Source organism: Streptomyces sp. NPDC057743, assembly GCF_042798755.1.
Lineage (GTDB): Bacteria > Actinomycetota > Actinomycetes > Streptomycetales > Streptomycetaceae > Streptomyces.
Genome location: NZ_JBHVJX010000007.1, coordinates 95,682 through 111,488 on the forward strand (window position 1 = coordinate 95,682; position 15,807 = coordinate 111,488).

The window sequence follows — 15,807 nt, forward strand, 5'->3', positions numbered from 1 at the left end:
GAGGGGCGGACCGTCAGGGGCGGGCGACGGGTCTCAACGACCCGTGTGCCGACGTCAGTTCGCGGCCGTAGCCGCCGGGCGGAACGGGCAGGGGGCGGCGCGACGGCAGCACGTCCGGCGCCCGGTGCGGCCGCAGCGCATTGAGCGCGATCTCGGTCTCCTCCATCAGCGCCCGGTAGGACACCAGCCGCTGCCACTCCGGGTCGGCGACGCCGGGTACCGTCGCGGACCGCTCCAACCAGGTCTTCAACAACGCCGCGTACACCGGCGTCTGCCGGATGACTTCGGCGTTGATCCGCGGCGATGCGCGCACCGCCTCCGTGGTGGGGGGAGCGGGCTGGGCCACCGCGGGGCGGGGGACGAACGAGGTCCGGCCGTGGCCGGCGACGGTGACGGAAGACGGAGCACTCATGGCCGTTGAAACGATGCGTCCCGTTGAACGGTCACTGCACGCACCCCCGTTCGGCCCTCGTGCTTCCTCTCATAACATCCCAAAGCGCTGCGTGCGGTGCAGGGAATATCACCTCTTACAGTGATCTCCCGTGGGGAACCGGTCCAAGAACGTCCAAAAAGCGTTGTCGCAGACATGGAACCGAGGGAGTTGTGGGAGCGCCACGCGGTACTCGCCCAGGCGTTTTGCATCAGCGATGACGAGGTCCGCCGGACGCAGGGACTCCTCGACGAGGCCGAGGCCCGCCGCTCGCGGACGCTGGCGGCCTTCGCGGTGACCGTGGGCAGCGACGAGGTGGTCGCCGACCTGCTCGGGCTCGATACCCGCGAGGTGCGCCTGGCCCGCCGCACGGTCGGCAAGGAGGACGCCCGGGCGGTGGCCAAGAGCCTGCTCGACGAGTCCGCCCGGGAACGCCGCGCCGCGGGCCCGCCCACCGCCCCGGAACGGCCCGAACCGGTCCGCCCCGCCCCACCACCCGCGGCCGGCATCCCGACCCCACCGAGCCGTCCCCGCGCCGCCGCTCCCGCGCCCCCACCCGCCGCCCCGGCACCCCCGCCCGAACCCGCCGTCACCCGCGTCCCACCCCGACCGGCCCCGCCACCCCACCCCGCGCCCGCACCGGCCGGCACACCCGTCAGCGAACCCGGCTGGTCGCCGGCGCTGGACGCGGTCCTGGTGCACAGCCACCACACCGGCGCCGACTTGACCGCGCTCGCCGGCGAACTGGGCCTGGACGTCACCATCCTGAACGCCCGGGCCCACCAACTCGCCGCGGAATCCAGCACCTCCCGTTCCTCGCCCACCGACCGCATCGGTCGGCACCGCCGGATGACCGACGGCCAACCCGCCGCCCCCACCGATCCCGGCCACTTCCCCCGCGTCGAGTCCCAGATGCCCCCGCCGCCCTACGAGCCGCAGTCCACCTGGGCGTCCACCGCCCACCCCGCCCCATGGGCCGCCACGCAGGACGCCTACGCCTCATGGTCCCCACCCGACGCCGCCACCTGGTCACCCCCACCGGGAATCGCCTCCGCCCCCACCTGGGATCCCAGCGCCGTGACCGTTGCCCAGCACGACTGGGACGGCATCCTCAGCCAATGGGAGGCCGCCACCGCGCCGTACACCTCCAGTCCCGGCCAACAATCCCCATGACCGCGGTGGCCCGCACCACCCATGGGCCCCTCCGGGCCATCGCCTAGAGTGGGGCGCGAGCCGTGACTGGCGCTTGGGTGGAGTACCACCGGGGAGCGGCTCGGCCTGACCGGCCAATGCCGTGCGCCTGGGCGATCCCGTACGACGTACGACGCTCAGGAGGCGCCATGTCGCAGACCACGTCCCCCACCGCCCGCCTGATGGACGGCAGCGCACTCGCCCGCCGCATGGTCGAGGAGGCCGGGGCCCGCGCCGCGGAACTCACCGCGGGCACCGGCCAAGCCCCTTGCCTGGCCACCGTCCTGGTGGGCGACGACCCCGCATCGGTCACCTACGTCCGGATGAAGCGCAACCGCTGCGCCAAGGCCGGCATCGAGTCGCGGCACGTCGCGCTGCCCGCCGACACCACCACGGCCGCGCTCGTCGACACCCTCGGCGAGCTCTCCGCCGACCCCGGCGTGCACGGCATCCTGCTCCAGCACCCGGTCGGCCACCACATCGACGAGCGCGCCGCCTTCGAGGCCATCGCCCCCGAGAAGGACGTCGACGGCGTCACAGCCCACTCCTTCGCCGCGATGAGCCTCGGCATGGACGGCTTCGCCTCCTGCACGCCCGGCGGCATTGTCCGCCTGCTGGACCACTACGGCGTCGAACTGGCCGGCAAGCACGCCGTGGTCGTCGGCCGCAGCGCCATCCTGGGCAAGCCGGTCGGCATGCTGCTGCTCGGTCGCAACGCCACCGTCACCTATTGCCACTCCCGCACCGCCGACCTCACCGCCCACACCGGGGAGGCCGATGTGCTGATCGCCGCGGTGGGCCGGGCCCAATTCCTGCGCGGCGACCAGCTCAAGCCCGGGGCCGTCGTCATCGACGCCGGCTACAACCCCGGCAACGTCGGCGACGTCGACTTCGCATCGGCCGCCGCCGTCGCCGACCTGATCACCCCCGTGCCCGGCGGCGTCGGCCCGATGACCATCGCCACCCTCCTCACCCAGACCGTGGACGCGGCGACCCGCCAAGTGGCCACGAGGTAGGGCCCGGCCCATCGGGACATGGCCAAGTCCCCTTGTTCTGAGGTCCGTTGACCTGAGATCCGTTCACAGTGCCCGGACCGTGGCCCGCCACGGCAGTACCACGTGCGGGCAGAGGTGGCCGGGGGAGGCGTGACAGGTCCGCTGGGCGGTGACGGCGGCGGTGCCCCGCCCGGCCGCGACGAACCGCGCGGCGGCACCACCGGTCGGGGTCGTGCCCGCCGCCGTCCGCTTGAGCACGGCGGCGGCGCTCGAAGCGGGCGCGCTCCAGGTGAACGTGGTGCCGGGCCCGCGTTCGCCGGTGAGCCGGACCTCGACCACGTCCCCGGAACGCACGGTCAGCGTCCGGCCGTTGTCCCGGCCCGTGAGCACGACGCTGTGGGTCGCCGAGGCCGCACCCGGGCCGACCGGAGCCGCGACCGAAACCGCGCCGGCCCCCAGCGCCGCACCCGCGACCCCCAACGCGGCCAGATACCTCATCGCCCTCATGGCTCTCCAAAGTCCCGGAAAAGACTGCGGGTTGACTGGCGGCCCCGCCGCGACCCGGCCGCTCGCACCGCGGCGCGGTCATGCTCCCATCGGGGATCGGGCGGCGGTATCAGCAGATCGAGTGAACGGGAGGTTCGGGGGAGCTGACCGGGGTGGTGCCCGGCGCGTGGGCCGTGTGCGCAGGTCACGGGGGTGGTGGGTAGCATTCCCAGCCGCGGCTGCCTGCCCATGCTCATGCCACACGGGGGTATTTCTCACATGTTCGGAATCGTCAGGCCCTGCGCGCATCGACTCTCCCAAGGACTGAAAACGGAGTGGATGGCCCATCTCTGCGGCCTCTGCCTGGCGTTGCGCGCCGATCACGGGCAATTCGCCCGGGTCGTCACCAATTACGACGGACTGATCGTGTCGGTACTCACCGACGCCCAGTCCGGGCGGGCGGACCTCCGGCGGCGCACCGCCGGCCCCTGTCCGTTGCGCGGCATGCGCACCGCCTCGGTCGCCCAGGGGGAGGGCGCGCGGCTCGCGGCGTCGGTCTCCCTCGTCCTCGCCTCGGCGAAGATCCGTGACCATGTCGCCGACGGGAACGGGGTGTTGCGCCGCCGCCCGATGGCCGCCGCGGCCCGCCGGGTCGCCGCGGGGTGGGACCGCGCCGGCGCGCGCACCGGCGCGACGCTCGGTTTCGACACCGCCGTGCTCGTCGACGCGGTCGACCGCCAGGTGGGCATCGAGCAGTTGGCCGGGCCCGGCACGCCGCTGACAGCGATCACCGAACCGACCGAGACCGCCACCGCCGCGGCCTTCGCGCACACCGCGGTGTTGGCCGGGCGGCCTGGGAACGCCGCGCCGCTGGCCGAGGCCGGCCGGCTCTTCGGCCGACTCGCCCACCTCCTCGACGCGGTGGAGGACCGGGCCGCGGACGCCGCCGAGGGCGCCTGGAACCCGATCACCGCCACCGGCGCCGGACTGACCGAGGCCCGCCGCCTGTGTGACGACGCGCTGCACGGCATCCGACTCGCCCTGCGCGACGTGGAGTTCACCGACTCGACCCTGGTGCATGTGCTGCTGGCGCACGAGCTGCGGCGCTCGGTGGACCGCGCCTTCGGCAGCTCCACCTGCTCCCATCAGGGGCACGGGCAGGGGGCGCCGGGCCCGTACGACGGCCAGGGCGGGAGCCCGTACGGCAACAACCCGTACGGCAATGATCCGTATGGCAACAGCCCGTATGGCAACGGCTCGTATGGCAGTAGTTCGTACGGCCAGGGCCCTTACGGGAGCGGGGGTCAGCAGAACCTGAACTACCCGCAGGCGCCGGCCGGTGGGGGGCCCGTCCCGCCCGGTGGGCATGGCGGTGGCTACGGGGGCGGTTCGGGGGGCCCGGGCGGCGGTGGGGGCTGGCAGCCGCCGCACGTTCCGCAGGGGCCGAAGAAGCCCCGGGGCTTCTGGGCCGGCTGTGCGCTCGCCATCGGGCTGTGCTGCACCTGCAAGGCGTGCTGCGCCTCGGAGTTCGAGGGGCCCTGGTCGGGCAAGAAGCGCGAGGGCTGCGTCCACGCCTGCGACTGTTGTGACTGCAGCAACGCCGACTGCAGCGGTTGCGGCGACTGTTGCAGCTGCTGTGATGGTTGCGATTGTTGCGACGGCTGCGATTGCTGCGACTGTGGTTGCTGAGCGAGGGTTCTCGCTGTACCCCCGGCTCCCCGCATTCACACGAGAACGGAACCCCATGAGCACCACCTGGACCACCCGCCCCGAGCGGCCCGAGGACATCGCCGCGGTCCGCGGAATCAACCTTGCCGCGTTCCCCACCGCCGAGGAAGCGGACCTGGTCGACGCCCTGCGTGCGGATCGCGATGCCTGGATCGACGGCCTCTCGTGGGTTTCCCAGGCGCCCGACGGCAGCCTCGCCGGGCACGCCCTGCTCACCCGTTGCCACATCGACGACCGGCCGGCCCTGGCCCTGGCCCCGTGCGCGGTGCTGCCGGCGCATCAGCGGCGGGGTACCGGGACGGCGGCCATCCGGGCCGCGCTCGATGCCGCCCGGGACAAGGGCGAGCACCTGGTGGTGGTCCTCGGCCATCCCGACTACTACCCCCGGTTCGGCTTCGTTCCCGCCTCGCGCTTCGGCATCCGGGCCCCGTTCGAGGTCCCCGACGAGGCGCTGATGGCCCTCGCCCTGGACGCGTCCCGCCCCGCGCCGAGCGGGGTGATCCGCTATGCGGCGCCCTTCGGCATCTGAGGGCGTTGATGAGGGCGACGACGAAGGCGTTGAGGAAGGCGTTTCTGCGGGGCTGCGGGCGTTTTCTGAGGACGTTTGATGGGACGTCTGGCCGCCAACGGGCGCCTGGCGGGCCCGTGGTGTGCCCCCGCCCGTAGGGCTGCGGTGGGCACACCCGGTATCCGGGGGCCGGGCGGGGCTACGCCGCGTCCCAGGTGACGGGGAGGCGCTGCACCCCGTGCATGGTCGGGTCCGTGCGCAGCGGTACCTCCTCCGGCGGGACGGCCAGGCGCAGCGCCGGGAAGCGGGTGAGGAGCGCCGGGAAGGCCGCCCGCATCTCCACACGGGCCAGTTGCTGGCCCAGGCACTGGTGGATGCCGTGGCCGAAGGAGAGTTGGCCGGTGGCCTTGCGGCGGAGGTCGAGGCGGTCGGGGTCGGGGAAGCGGGCCGGGTCGCGGTTGGCGGCCTGGAGCGAGACGGTGACCGACTCCCCGGCCCTGATCAACTGCCCGTCCAACTCGACGTCTTCCAGGGCCGCCCGCACCCCGGTGTGGGCGATGGTGAGGTACCGCATCAGCTCCTCCACCGCCTGGTCGGCGAGGCCCGGTTCGGCGCGTAGGGCGGCGGCCTGCTCCGGGTGGGTCAGCAGGGCGAACGTGCCCAGCGCGATCATGTTCGAGGTGGTGTCCAGTCCCGCGGCCAGGAGGAAGGTGCCCACGCCGGACAGTTCCTCGTCGGTGAGATCGCTGCTGGTCAGGTCGCTGAGCAGGTCGTCGGTGGGGCGGGCGCGCTTGGCCAGGACCAGTTCCCGGATGAACTCCTGAAGCGCGTTCCAGGCGTCGAACCGGTCCGCCATCGTCACCTCCGTGTCGGACAAGGTCGTGACGTGCCGTTGGAAGAGGGCGCGCTGGGCGTAGGGCACCCCGAGCAACTCGCAGATCATCAGCGCCGGGAGGGGGTGGGCGAACGCCGTGACCAGGTCCACCGTCGGGCCCTGGCGCTCCATGGCGTCGAGGTGCTCGGTGGTGATCTGCTCCATGCGCGCGGTCAGTTCGCGCATCCGGCGGACCGTGAACTTGCCCATGAGGATGCGGCGGTAGCGGGTGTGGTGGGGCGGGTCGATGCCGGTGAGGTCGCCGACCGGGGCCGGCGGCAGGGCGAGGTCCTCCGTGCCCGGGAAGGGGGTGTGCATCAACTCGTAGCGCGAGCTGAAGCGGGTGTCGGCGGCGACCGCGCGGGCGACGGAGTAGCCGGTGGCCAGCCAGCCGACATGGCCGTCGGGGTAACGCATCCGGCGCAGCGGTTGTTCCGCGCGCAGCTCCGCCAGTTCGGCGGGCGGGTCGAAGGGGCGCCCCTTGGGGCGGGTGACCGGCAGTCCGGCGAGCGGCTCCGGTTCGGGGCGCGCGGACCCGACGGCCGGCGGTGCGGCGGGTGTTGAGGGCGGGGTGGGTGAGCTGGGTGGGGTGGGCGTGGCGGATGTGTTCTGCATGGGATGCGTAAGTCCTTTGATTTGTAGGGCTGTTGGACTGTTGGGATGTTGGGCTGATGAGGGCGTTCGGGGGGGTGAGGTTGTTGGGTTGGGCGTGAAAGGTGCGTTGGAGGGTGTCGTTGGGGTCAGTGCTGGGTGGCGTGGCGGCGGAAGATCGCGCGGGCCCAGAGGTAGCCGGCCAGGGCGAGGCCGACGCACCAGACGGCGGCCGCCAGCGCGCTGTTGCCGATCGGCGTGCCCATCAGCAGGCCCCGCAGCGTCTCGTTGATCGGCGTGAAGGGCTGGTACTCGGCGAACCAGCGGATGCCGACCGGCATCGACTCCGGCGGGACGAACGCGCTGCCCAGGAAGGGCAGGAGGGTGAGCGGCATCGGCGCGTTGCTCGCCGATTCGACGGTCTTGGCGACCAGGCCCATCGCGGCCGACAGCCAGGTGAGGCCGAAGGCGAGCAGGGCGAGCAGGCCGATCGCGGCGACCCAGCCGAGGAGGGTGGCGTGCGGCCGGAAGCCGACCGCCAGCGCGACCCCGATGACCAGGGCGAGGCTGACCATGGTCTGGATGACGCTGCCGACCACATGTCCGGTGAGTATCGAGCCGCGGGAGATCGCCATGGTGCGGAAGCGGTTGATGATCCCCTCGGTCATGTCGGTGCACACGGACACCGCGGTGGCAACGGCACCGGAGGTCGCGGCCATCAGGATGATCCCCGGGGCGACGTAATTGACGTAGCCCGCACGGCCGTTGGTCAGGCCCGGTACGCCGATGCCGTGGCCGAGCGCCCCGCCGAGGACGTAGACGAAGAGCAGCAGCATCAGGATCGGCATGGCGACGACCGAGATCGTCATGGCCGGGTAGCGCCGCGCGTGCTTGAGGTTGCGCCGCAGCATCGTCATCGAGTCGCGCAGCGCGTAGGCGGGGGTGCTCATCGGGCGTTCTCCATCGGGGCGTTGGGCGACTGGGGCGAGTGAGACGAGTGCGGTGAGCGTGGCGACCGTTGTCCGTGCTGGGGGCGGCCGGTGAGGGCGAGGAAGACGTCGTCGAGATCCGGGGTGTGCACGGTGAGGGCCTCGGCCGTGACCGAGGCGGCGTCCAGGGCGTCGAGGACGGCGCGCACGGCGGGGAGGCTGTCGTCGCCGGGGATCTGGAGGGTGAGCGCGTCATGGTCCGGTGTGACGGCGTCGAAGAGGGCGGCGGCCGATTCCAGGGCCCGCGCGTCGGCGAACCGGAGGCGGATGTGGCCGCCGGGAATGCGGCGCTTGAGGGCGTCCGCGGTGCCTTCCGCGACCAGCCTGCCCTGGTCCAGGACGGCGATCCGGTCGGCGAGTTGGTCGGCCTCCTCCAGGTATTGCGTGGTCAGAAAGATGGTGACGCCGTCGTCGGCGACCAGGCTGCGGATGATCTCCCACATCGTGCGCCGGCTGCGCGGATCGAGTCCGGTGGTCGGCTCGTCGAGGAAGATGATGCGCGGAGTGCCGACCAGGGTCATCGCGAGGTCCAACTTGCGCCGCATACCGCCCGAGTAGGTGGCGACGGGCTTGGTGGCCGCGTCGGTGAGGTCGAAGCGGCGCAACAGTTCGGTGGCGCGCCGGCGGCCCTCGCGGCGGTCGAGGTGGTGCAGGTCCGCCATCAGGAGGAGGTTCTCCCGGGCGTTGAGGAGGTTGTCCAGCGCGGCGAACTGGCCGGTGACGCCGATCGCGGTGCGCACGGCATCGGGGTCGCGGGTCACGTCGTGGCCCGCCACGCGCACCTGGCCGGCGGAGGCGGGGATGAGGGTGGAGAGGATCTGGACGGTGGTGGTCTTGCCGGCGCCGTTGGGGCCGAGCAGGGCGAAGACCGTGCCCTCGGGGATGTCCAGGTCGATGCCGTCGAGGACCAGTTTGTCCCCGTAGGACTTGGTCAGTCCGGTGGCCGAGATCGCCGTGGGGCAGGGAGCCGTGGGGCGGGGAGGAGCGGCTGGGGTCGCGGTGAGGGCGGCGCTCGCCCTGGTCGCCCCGTTCCTACGAGTCATAACGGCAGGTCCGTTCTCGGGTGGGTGTGTGGAGGGGTGTGCGTTGGTGCGTGGGGTGGTGCTTGTGAAGTGCTGGTGCTGCTAAGGAAGTTGGCGGGGTGCGGGCGGCGTGGTGAATGCCGATGCCGTTGGCCCCCGCGAAGTCCGTGGCGCCATGATGGCACATGTTTGGCGCCATGAGGAAGTGGGTGGCGTTATGCGTGTGTCATGGTGGCGTCGTTCGGGGGTGCGGAGTGGGTTCCGTGGCAGGTGGGGCGGGTGTTGGGCGGGCTTCGGTGGCGCGGTGGGGCCGTTGTGCTGCGGCTCATTGATGCCGGCAAGGGTGGTAGTGGCTGTGGCGCCAGCGATGGCGTCAGTGGTGGTGCCATGTCGTGCGGATGTCGCGTTCGCGGGGGCCGCGGGCGCTCCGGGTGGCTACAGGTGGTCACAACGGCGCCGCCGCCCGAGCGGCGGGGCTCGGGCGGCGGCTGGCGGGTGCCTGGGGGTGCCGTGCGGCGGGTGCGCTATCCCTCCGGGTAGAAGACGAACAGCGTGCAGCCCGTCGTCGTCTGCGGGATGTGCGAGGAGCCGGCGGGGGCGTGGATGAACGAGCCGGCCGGGTAGTCCCGTTCGCCGTCGTTGAAGACGCCGGAGACCACGTACACCTCCTCGGGGCCCGGCTCGTGGACGTCTATGCCCTTCCAGCGCGACCCCGGGTCCATCTCCAGGACGTGGGCCGTGGCGCCGTTCTCCCCGCTCCACAGCGAGCGCAGCCGGATGCCGGGGAACAGTTCGCGGACCGGCGCGTCCGCCGCGGCCGCCCACACGTAACCGGCCACCTGGCCACCGGCGTTCCCGTTCACTGTCGTGTCATTCGACGCCCTCTTCTTCGCGGTCATTCCCTGGTCAGGCAGTTCTTGCGTGGTGTCGTTCGTCGTCATGAGGACAGCCTCGCGAGGCGGAGTTGATCAGCCGAGTGTCAGAAAAGACATCCTGCGGTACTTTTCTGTCATGACTGTCGTGCACCGTGTCATCGCGCTCGTCCACCCGCCCCAGTCGACCTTCGAACTGAGCTGTGTGGCCGAGGTCTTCGGGATCGAGCGGCGCGGGGTCGCGGTGCGCTACGCCTTCGAGGTGTGCGCGGAGGAGCCGGGGCCGGTGCCCACGCTCGCCGGGTACGACATGGTCGTGACGGACGGGTTGGCCGCGCTCGACCGGGCGGACACCGTCGTCATCCCGGGTTGGCTGCCGCCCGAAGTGGCGCCCTCGGAGGCCGTCGTGCGCGCGCTGCGCCGGGCGCATGCGCGCGGGGCGCGGATGGTCAGCATCTGCTCTGGCTCGTTCGCGCTGGCGCACGCCGGGCTGTTGGACGGGCGCAGGGCGACCACTCACTGGGCGAGCGCCGGCCAACTCGCCGCTCTCTTCCCGGCCGTTCAGGTCGACCCGGACGTGCTCTACGTGGACCACGGGGACATCGCCACCAGCGCCGGCTCCGGTGCCGGCATCGACCTCTGCCTCCACCTGGTCCGCACCGATCACGGTGCCGGCTACGCCGCGCAGGTCGCCCGGAGCATGGTCATGCCGCCGCATCGCGAGGGCGGCCAGCTCCAGTTCACGGCGCCGCCGCACCCGGTCCAGCTGGACGGCTCGTTGGCGCCCCTCCTGGAGTGGGCCACCGCGCGGCTCGACGCCTCCCTCACGGTCGACGAACTGGCCGCGCACGAGGGCGTGTCGGCCCGTACGCTCGCCCGTCGGTTCGCCGACCAACTGGGCGCGAGCCCCGGGCAGTGGTTGCTCGCCCAGCGGATCGCCGCCTCCCGGGAGTTGCTGGAATCCACCGACCTCCCCTTGGAGGCCATCGCCCGCCGGGTCGGCCTCTCGTCCGCGACCAACCTCCGCAGGCGCTTCCTGCGGGCGCTGGGCACGACACCGGGCGCCTACCGGCGGGCATTTCGCGCGGGGGCGTGAGCTCGGGCGTGAGGCGGGGAACCGTAACGGCCACGACCCCCGACGCGGCCGTCCGCCGCTTCAGTGGGTGCGTCCAACCTCCGTGTGCGTGAGCACCATCCGGAACCGGGCCGTCCCGGCGAGCATCTTGCCGTACGCCTCGTTGGCGTGGTCCAGCGGCATCGTCTCGATCATCGGGCGGATGCCCTGGAGGGCGCAGAACTCCATGGTGTCCTGGACGTCCTGGGCGGTGCCCGAGGGGTGGCCGCGGACGACCCTGGCCTGCATGAGGAGTTGGGTCGGGGTGAGGGTCAGCGGTTCGACGTCCGCGCCGATGACCACCAGTTCGCCGCGGTGCGCCAGGCCGTCCACGGTCGCGGAGATGGCGGCGGAGTTGGCGGCCGTGGCCAGCACCACCCGGGCGCCGCCGAGGGATTGCAGCGCCTCCGCGACCGGGGTGCCGGCGGTGCTGTCGACGTAGTGGTGCGCGCCGAGCTGCTTGGCGAAGTCCGCCTTGTCGGGGCCGCGGGCGATCGCCACCGTCTCGAAGCCCATCGCGGCCGCGAACCGCACGCCGAGGTGCCCCAGGCCGCCGAGGCCCAGCACGGCGACCAGATCGCCGGGCCGGGCCGCGCTGCGCCGCAGCCCGTTGTACGTGGTCACGCCCGCGCAGGCCATCGGCCCGGCATCGGCCGCCGCCAGCCCGTCGGGTATCCGGGCCAGCGCGTCGGCCGGCGCGATCACCGTCTCGCCGAACCCGCCGTCGTAGGCCCAGCCCGGCACCTTCAGCTGCTCGCACACGATGAAGTCGCCCTCCCGGCAGGGCGTGCAGTGGTGGCAACTACCGCCGAACCAGCCCACCGCGACCCGGTCGCCGACCTTCCACCGGCTGTCCGTGCGCTCGCCGACCTCCGCGATCCGTCCGGCGATCTCATGGCCGGTGACCAGTGGGAACCGGACACCCGGCAGCGCGCCGCCGACGAACATCGCATCGCTGTGACAGATGCCGCAGGCGTCCACGTCGATCCGGACGTGCCCCGGTCCCGGCCGCGGCACCTCACGCTCGACGATCTCGAAGGGCGCGCCGACGGCGCCGACCTGCGCGACTCGGTAGCTGCTCATCTGGATCTCTCCCACCTGCCCACTGCCGGCGCGGGCGCGCCGCGCGCCGGATCCCGCGTGCCGAGGACCCGCGCCGCGCGTCGCCGCGCCCCGTTTTGGCCGTTCTCGCTCCGGGCGGTGCCGTCCCGGCTTCCCTGTGTGGCTGCCGCGTGCTGTCGGCCCGGCCACCCGCCGGCCCTGCTGCGCGCTGGGGCAACGGTGCAACGGCCTCCTTCCACCAGCACAACAGCTCCGGGCCGATCACGCGCGCCGAGCGGGGGAGTTGGGCTCGGGGGTGCGATTCCGGTCCGTAGGGAGGCAGTTACGGCAGGTGTGGGCGGGCCCGTATCCACCCAGAACGCCGCACCCGTCCGGAAGCGCTCCCCCCGTGCGCCCCGATATCGCAACCCCCACGCCCCGGCACAGAGACAGCCGTTAACCTGGCCGCCGCGCGGAACGGCCCGGCCGGGCGGGAGGGTCGACCGGACCGTCCGCCGCACGGTCCGGCACGTACCAGAGAAGGACACGCTCCATGCCACTGAAGCGCCCGCACCAGCACCGTGACGCCAGCCGCAACCTCACCGTCAACCCGGTCTTCAGCCGGGAACCGCTCCACGTCCCCCGGTTCGAGCTGCCGGCCGACGGCATGGAGCCGGACACCGCGTACCAGATCGTCCACGACGAGTTGATGCTGGACGGCAATGCCCGGCTGAACCTCGCCACGTTCGTCAGCACCTGGGCCGAGCCGCAGGCCCAGCGGCTGATGGCGGAGTGCGCCGAGAAGAACATGATCGACAAGGACGAGTACCCGCAGACCGCCGAGATCGAGTCGCGCTGCGTGCACATGCTCGCCGACCTGTGGCACACCCCCGACTCCCATGCCGCGGTGGGCTGTTCCACCACCGGTTCCAGTGAGGCGGCGATGCTCGCCGGGATGGCGCTCAAGCGCCGCTGGCAGCAGCGCCGGCGCGCCGAGGGCAAGTCCACCGAGCGCCCCAACATGGTCATGGGCATCAACGTCCAGATCTGCTGGGAGAAGTTCGCCAACTACTGGGAGGTCGAGCCGCGCTACGTCCCCATGGAGGGCGACCGCTTCATCATCTCCCCGGAGGAGGCCGTCAAGCTCTGCGACGAGAACACCATCGGCGTCGTCGCGGTCCTCGGCTCCACCTTCGACGGCGCCTACGAGCCGGTCGCCGAACTCGTCGCGGCCCTCGACGACTTCCAGGAGCGCACCGGCATCGACGTGCCGGTACACGTGGACGGCGCCTCCGGCGCGATGATCGCCCCGTTCCTCGACCCCGAGCTGGTCTGGGACTTCCGGCTCCCGCGGGTCGCCTCCATCAACACCTCCGGCCACAAGTACGGCCTGGTGATGCCCGGTGTCGGCTGGGCGCTGTGGCGGGACGCCGACGCCCTCCCCGAGGACCTGATCTTCCACGTCAACTACCTCGGCGGCGACATGCCGACCTTCGCGCTGAACTTCTCCCGGCCCGGCGCCCAAGTCATCGCCCAGTACTACAACTTCCTGCGCCTGGGCTTCGAGGGCTACCGCGCCGTCCAGCAGACCAGCCGCGACGTGGCCACCCGGGTCGCCGCCGAGATCGCCGAGATGGGACCGTTCACCCTCCTCACCGACGGCAGCCAACTCCCCGTCTTCGCCTTCCGGGTCAGCGACGACGTCACCAACTTCACCGTCTTCGACGTCTCCGCGGCCCTCCGGGAACGCGGCTGGCAGGTGCCCGCCTACACCTTCCCCGCCAACCGCACCGACCTGGCCGCCCTGCGCGTCGTCGTCCGCAACGGCTTCGGGCACGACCTCGGAGACCTGTTCCTCGAAGACCTCCGCCGGGTCCTGCCGCGCCTCCAGGCCCAGCAGCGCCCGCACCGCGACGCCGATGACGCCGGCGGCTTCGCCCACGGCGCGGAGCCCAAGCAGCCCTCCCGCCCGGCCATCCCGGGGCAGTCGGTCCGCGGCTGACCTTCGGGGCGCGCCCCGGGGCCGTCGTGATGGTCCGGGGCGCGGCCGGGCGCGCCCGCCGTCCGCGCCTGGCTGCCGAAGGGCCTGTCCAAACGGGCCGGGAGCGGTCACGCTGGAGGGGAGGGGCGCCCCCTCGGGAGCCCTCCGGCTGTGCCGGGCACCGTGACGGAAGGGACGCACGGTCATGGCGACGATGGCCGCGGAGTACCGTCCGGTCCGCGTGGAGGCGGAGCTGGACGAACCGCTGTCGCGCTGGCTCTGGGCGGTGAAATGGCTGCTCCTGGCGCCGCACCACCTCCTGCTGACCGCCCTGGCCCTCGGCTTCCTGCTCGCCACCGCCCTGGCGCTGCCGGTGCTGCTCGTCACCGGGCGCTATCCGCGCGTGCTGTTCGCCTTCACCACCGGCGTGCTCCGCTGGGCCTGGCGGGTGGCCTTCTACTCCTACGGGGCGCTGGCCACCGACCGCTATCCGCCGTTCAGCCTCGGGGCCGTGCCCGACTACCCGGCACGCCTCCACATCGACCGCCCGGAACGGCTGCCCCGCGGGCCGGCGCTCCTGGTCTCACGGCTGCGCGCGCTCCCGCAAGTCCTCGGGCTGGTGCTCTTCGGCCTCGCGTTCCGGCTGGTGTGGTGGGTCGGCGGACTGTCGGCCTTCCTGGCCCTGGTCGCCGTGGTGGTCCTGGTCCTCACCTCGCCCGCCGCCGGGCTGCTGCGGACCGGGCACTACCCGCGGCGCCAGTTCACCGCGTTGATCGCGTTCGACCGCTGGCTACTCCAGGTCCTGGCCTACGTGTTCTTCCTGACCGACGCCTGCCCACCGCTGAAGCCGGCTCCGGCACCGCTCGCACCGTGGCCCCACCCCGGCGGCCACCGCCCACTGAGCGGGCGGCGACCGCCTCACGGGCGGGTGGTCAGCGGCCGATGAGCCGGGCGGCCACGCAGGGGTCCTCGTTGCGGTAGCCGAGGCGGGTGTAGAGCCGCTCGGCGGGGGCGTTGTCGGCCAGCTGCCACAGGGTGCAGAAGCCGTAGCGGCGGACCGCGTACCGGGTCAGCCACGAGGTCAGGGCCGCGCCGAGCCCCTGGCCGCGCTCCGCCGCGTCGGTGGCGACCGACGCCATCAGCGGGGCGCCGTTGTCCCGCAGGCTGCTCAGCGCGCCGCAGGCCACCAGGCGCCCGTCCGCGCCGCGGATCCCGACCCACAGGCTGACGTCCGCGGAGCCGGGCCCCGTCGAGTGGTCCGGGCTGTGCACGTTGAGGAAGGCGAGCAGCTCCTCGTGGTGCGTCTCGTCGAGCATCACCACCCGCTCCTCCGTCGGGTGGACCGGCGGCTCGTCGAGCGTCCACCGGAAGACCCAGGGGATCCGGTCGGTCACCGGCAGATGCCGGCCGAGCAACTCCTCGACGCCCCGCGGTCCGGTGAACTCCCGCACGGTGTCGGGGAGTTGATGGGCCGCGCGAAGGACGAGGCCGGCCGCCGCGGCCGGTTCGCCGACGCTCCACACATGACCGCGCGGCTCGTCGAGCCACGCCACCGCACCGTCACCGGACCAATGGATCCGACCGGCCGGCCGCGGCCGCGCGGCGCCGAAGCGCAGCAGCGCGGAGCCGGACTGCCGCTCCAGGCCCTGGGTGAACAGATCCGAGTTCCGGGGAAGAAGGGTCGTCGCCTGCATCGCTCTCTGGGAAGGAATCGCTTGGGGGGAGGACGGATGGGCAGGTTGGCGGACCGGATGCGCGCAGGGCACATGCCGGAGCCGTCGTTCTGGGATGGGGGATATCGAGAAATCCGGCGACCGTCGCCGCCCATGGCGAAACGCCCGGTCGACCGGAAGGGCCAACTGTCGCACACCGCCCCCGGCCCGGGGCAAATCTGCTCCCCGAAACCGCCTCGGAACGGCCCGGAACATGCCCCCACCAGGCCGTTCGTGCCCGTCTGCGGCCCCGTTCCACAGCGCCGAACGGCA

Annotated in this window: 15 protein-coding genes and 1 riboswitch; of the genes, 7 read left to right on the forward strand and 8 right to left on the reverse strand. The window is 72.6% G+C overall.

Annotated elements, in window-relative coordinates:
* Positions 1 to 13 precede the first annotated feature (13 nt).
* Positions 14 to 412: a hypothetical protein gene (locus ACFVFQ_RS10145; RefSeq protein WP_383411827.1), complete on the reverse strand. Its 399-nt coding sequence runs from the start codon at positions 410 to 412 to the stop codon at positions 14 to 16.
* Positions 413 to 586: 174 nt separating this feature from the next.
* Here ACFVFQ_RS10145 and ACFVFQ_RS10150 point away from each other — a divergent pair, with 174 nt between their 5' ends.
* Positions 587 to 1,603, forward strand: a complete 1,017-nt coding sequence (locus ACFVFQ_RS10150) for a hypothetical protein (protein ID WP_383411830.1) — start codon at positions 587 to 589, stop codon at positions 1,601 to 1,603.
* A 52-nt stretch (positions 1,604 to 1,655) separates the two neighbouring features.
* Positions 1,656 to 1,743: riboswitch (ZMP/ZTP riboswitch) on the forward strand.
* Between the two features lie 27 nt (positions 1,744 to 1,770).
* Positions 1,771 to 2,637, forward strand: a complete 867-nt coding sequence (locus tag ACFVFQ_RS10155) for a bifunctional 5,10-methylenetetrahydrofolate dehydrogenase/5,10-methenyltetrahydrofolate cyclohydrolase (protein ID WP_383411832.1) — start codon at positions 1,771 to 1,773, stop codon at positions 2,635 to 2,637.
* A gap of 63 nt (positions 2,638 to 2,700) precedes the next feature.
* Here ACFVFQ_RS10155 and ACFVFQ_RS10160 read toward each other — a convergent pair whose 3' ends face one another.
* Positions 2,701 to 3,123, reverse strand: coding sequence for a hypothetical protein (locus tag ACFVFQ_RS10160; protein WP_383411835.1), 423 nt, complete (start codon positions 3,121 to 3,123; stop codon positions 2,701 to 2,703).
* Between the two features lie 258 nt (positions 3,124 to 3,381).
* Here ACFVFQ_RS10160 and ACFVFQ_RS10165 point away from each other — a divergent pair, with 258 nt between their 5' ends.
* Together ACFVFQ_RS10165 and ACFVFQ_RS10170 are read left to right on the forward strand one after the other, a co-directional pair.
* Positions 3,382 to 4,791, forward strand: a complete 1,410-nt coding sequence (locus tag ACFVFQ_RS10165; RefSeq protein WP_383411838.1) for a DUF5685 family protein — start codon at positions 3,382 to 3,384, stop codon at positions 4,789 to 4,791.
* Positions 4,792 to 4,846: 55 nt separating this feature from the next.
* Positions 4,847 to 5,359: a GNAT family N-acetyltransferase gene (locus ACFVFQ_RS10170; RefSeq protein WP_383411841.1), complete on the forward strand. Its 513-nt coding sequence runs from the start codon at positions 4,847 to 4,849 to the stop codon at positions 5,357 to 5,359.
* A gap of 178 nt (positions 5,360 to 5,537) precedes the next feature.
* Here the strand turns inward: ACFVFQ_RS10170 and ACFVFQ_RS10175 are convergent, their stop codons facing one another.
* From ACFVFQ_RS10175 to ACFVFQ_RS10190, 4 genes are all read right to left on the reverse strand, one after another.
* Positions 5,538 to 6,827: a cytochrome P450 gene (locus ACFVFQ_RS10175; RefSeq protein ID WP_383411844.1), complete on the reverse strand. Its 1,290-nt coding sequence runs from the start codon at positions 6,825 to 6,827 to the stop codon at positions 5,538 to 5,540.
* A gap of 125 nt (positions 6,828 to 6,952) precedes the next feature.
* Positions 6,953 to 7,753, reverse strand: a complete 801-nt coding sequence (locus ACFVFQ_RS10180) for an ABC transporter permease (protein ID WP_383411847.1) — start codon at positions 7,751 to 7,753, stop codon at positions 6,953 to 6,955.
* Positions 7,750 to 8,835 carry an ATP-binding cassette domain-containing protein gene (locus tag ACFVFQ_RS10185; RefSeq protein WP_383411850.1) on the reverse strand — a complete coding sequence of 362 codons (1,086 nt, stop codon included), beginning with the start codon at positions 8,833 to 8,835 and terminating at the stop codon, positions 7,750 to 7,752. Before ACFVFQ_RS10185 ends, ACFVFQ_RS10180 begins: the two co-directional genes overlap by 4 nt.
* Positions 8,836 to 9,338: 503 nt before the next feature.
* Entirely contained in the window at positions 9,339 to 9,713 is a 375-nt protein-coding gene (locus ACFVFQ_RS10190) for a cupin domain-containing protein (protein WP_383412342.1), read from the reverse strand.
* Positions 9,714 to 9,825: 112 nt separating this feature from the next.
* Between ACFVFQ_RS10190 and ACFVFQ_RS10195 the strand changes: the two genes are divergently transcribed.
* Positions 9,826 to 10,782, forward strand: coding sequence for a helix-turn-helix domain-containing protein (locus tag ACFVFQ_RS10195; protein ID WP_383411853.1), 957 nt, complete (start codon positions 9,826 to 9,828; stop codon positions 10,780 to 10,782).
* Positions 10,783 to 10,842: 60 nt separating this feature from the next.
* Here ACFVFQ_RS10195 and ACFVFQ_RS10200 read toward each other — a convergent pair whose 3' ends face one another.
* Complete coding sequence (locus ACFVFQ_RS10200) at positions 10,843 to 11,883, reverse strand: alcohol dehydrogenase catalytic domain-containing protein (RefSeq protein ID WP_383411856.1); 1,041 nt, start codon at positions 11,881 to 11,883, stop codon at positions 10,843 to 10,845.
* A 511-nt stretch (positions 11,884 to 12,394) separates the two neighbouring features.
* On the opposite strand from ACFVFQ_RS10200, the gene ACFVFQ_RS10205 reads away from it, so the two are divergent.
* Positions 12,395 to 13,843, forward strand: a complete 1,449-nt coding sequence (locus tag ACFVFQ_RS10205; RefSeq protein WP_383411859.1) for a glutamate decarboxylase — start codon at positions 12,395 to 12,397, stop codon at positions 13,841 to 13,843.
* A 184-nt stretch (positions 13,844 to 14,027) separates the two neighbouring features.
* Positions 14,028 to 14,768: a DUF4389 domain-containing protein gene (locus tag ACFVFQ_RS10210; protein ID WP_383411862.1), complete on the forward strand. Its 741-nt coding sequence runs from the start codon at positions 14,028 to 14,030 to the stop codon at positions 14,766 to 14,768.
* On the opposite strand, the gene ACFVFQ_RS10215 is transcribed toward ACFVFQ_RS10210, so the two are convergent.
* Positions 14,755 to 15,516, reverse strand: coding sequence for a GNAT family N-acetyltransferase (locus ACFVFQ_RS10215; protein WP_383411866.1), 762 nt, complete (start codon positions 15,514 to 15,516; stop codon positions 14,755 to 14,757). The genes ACFVFQ_RS10210 and ACFVFQ_RS10215 overlap by 14 nt on opposite strands.
* Between the last annotated feature and the right edge of the window lie 291 nt (positions 15,517 to 15,807).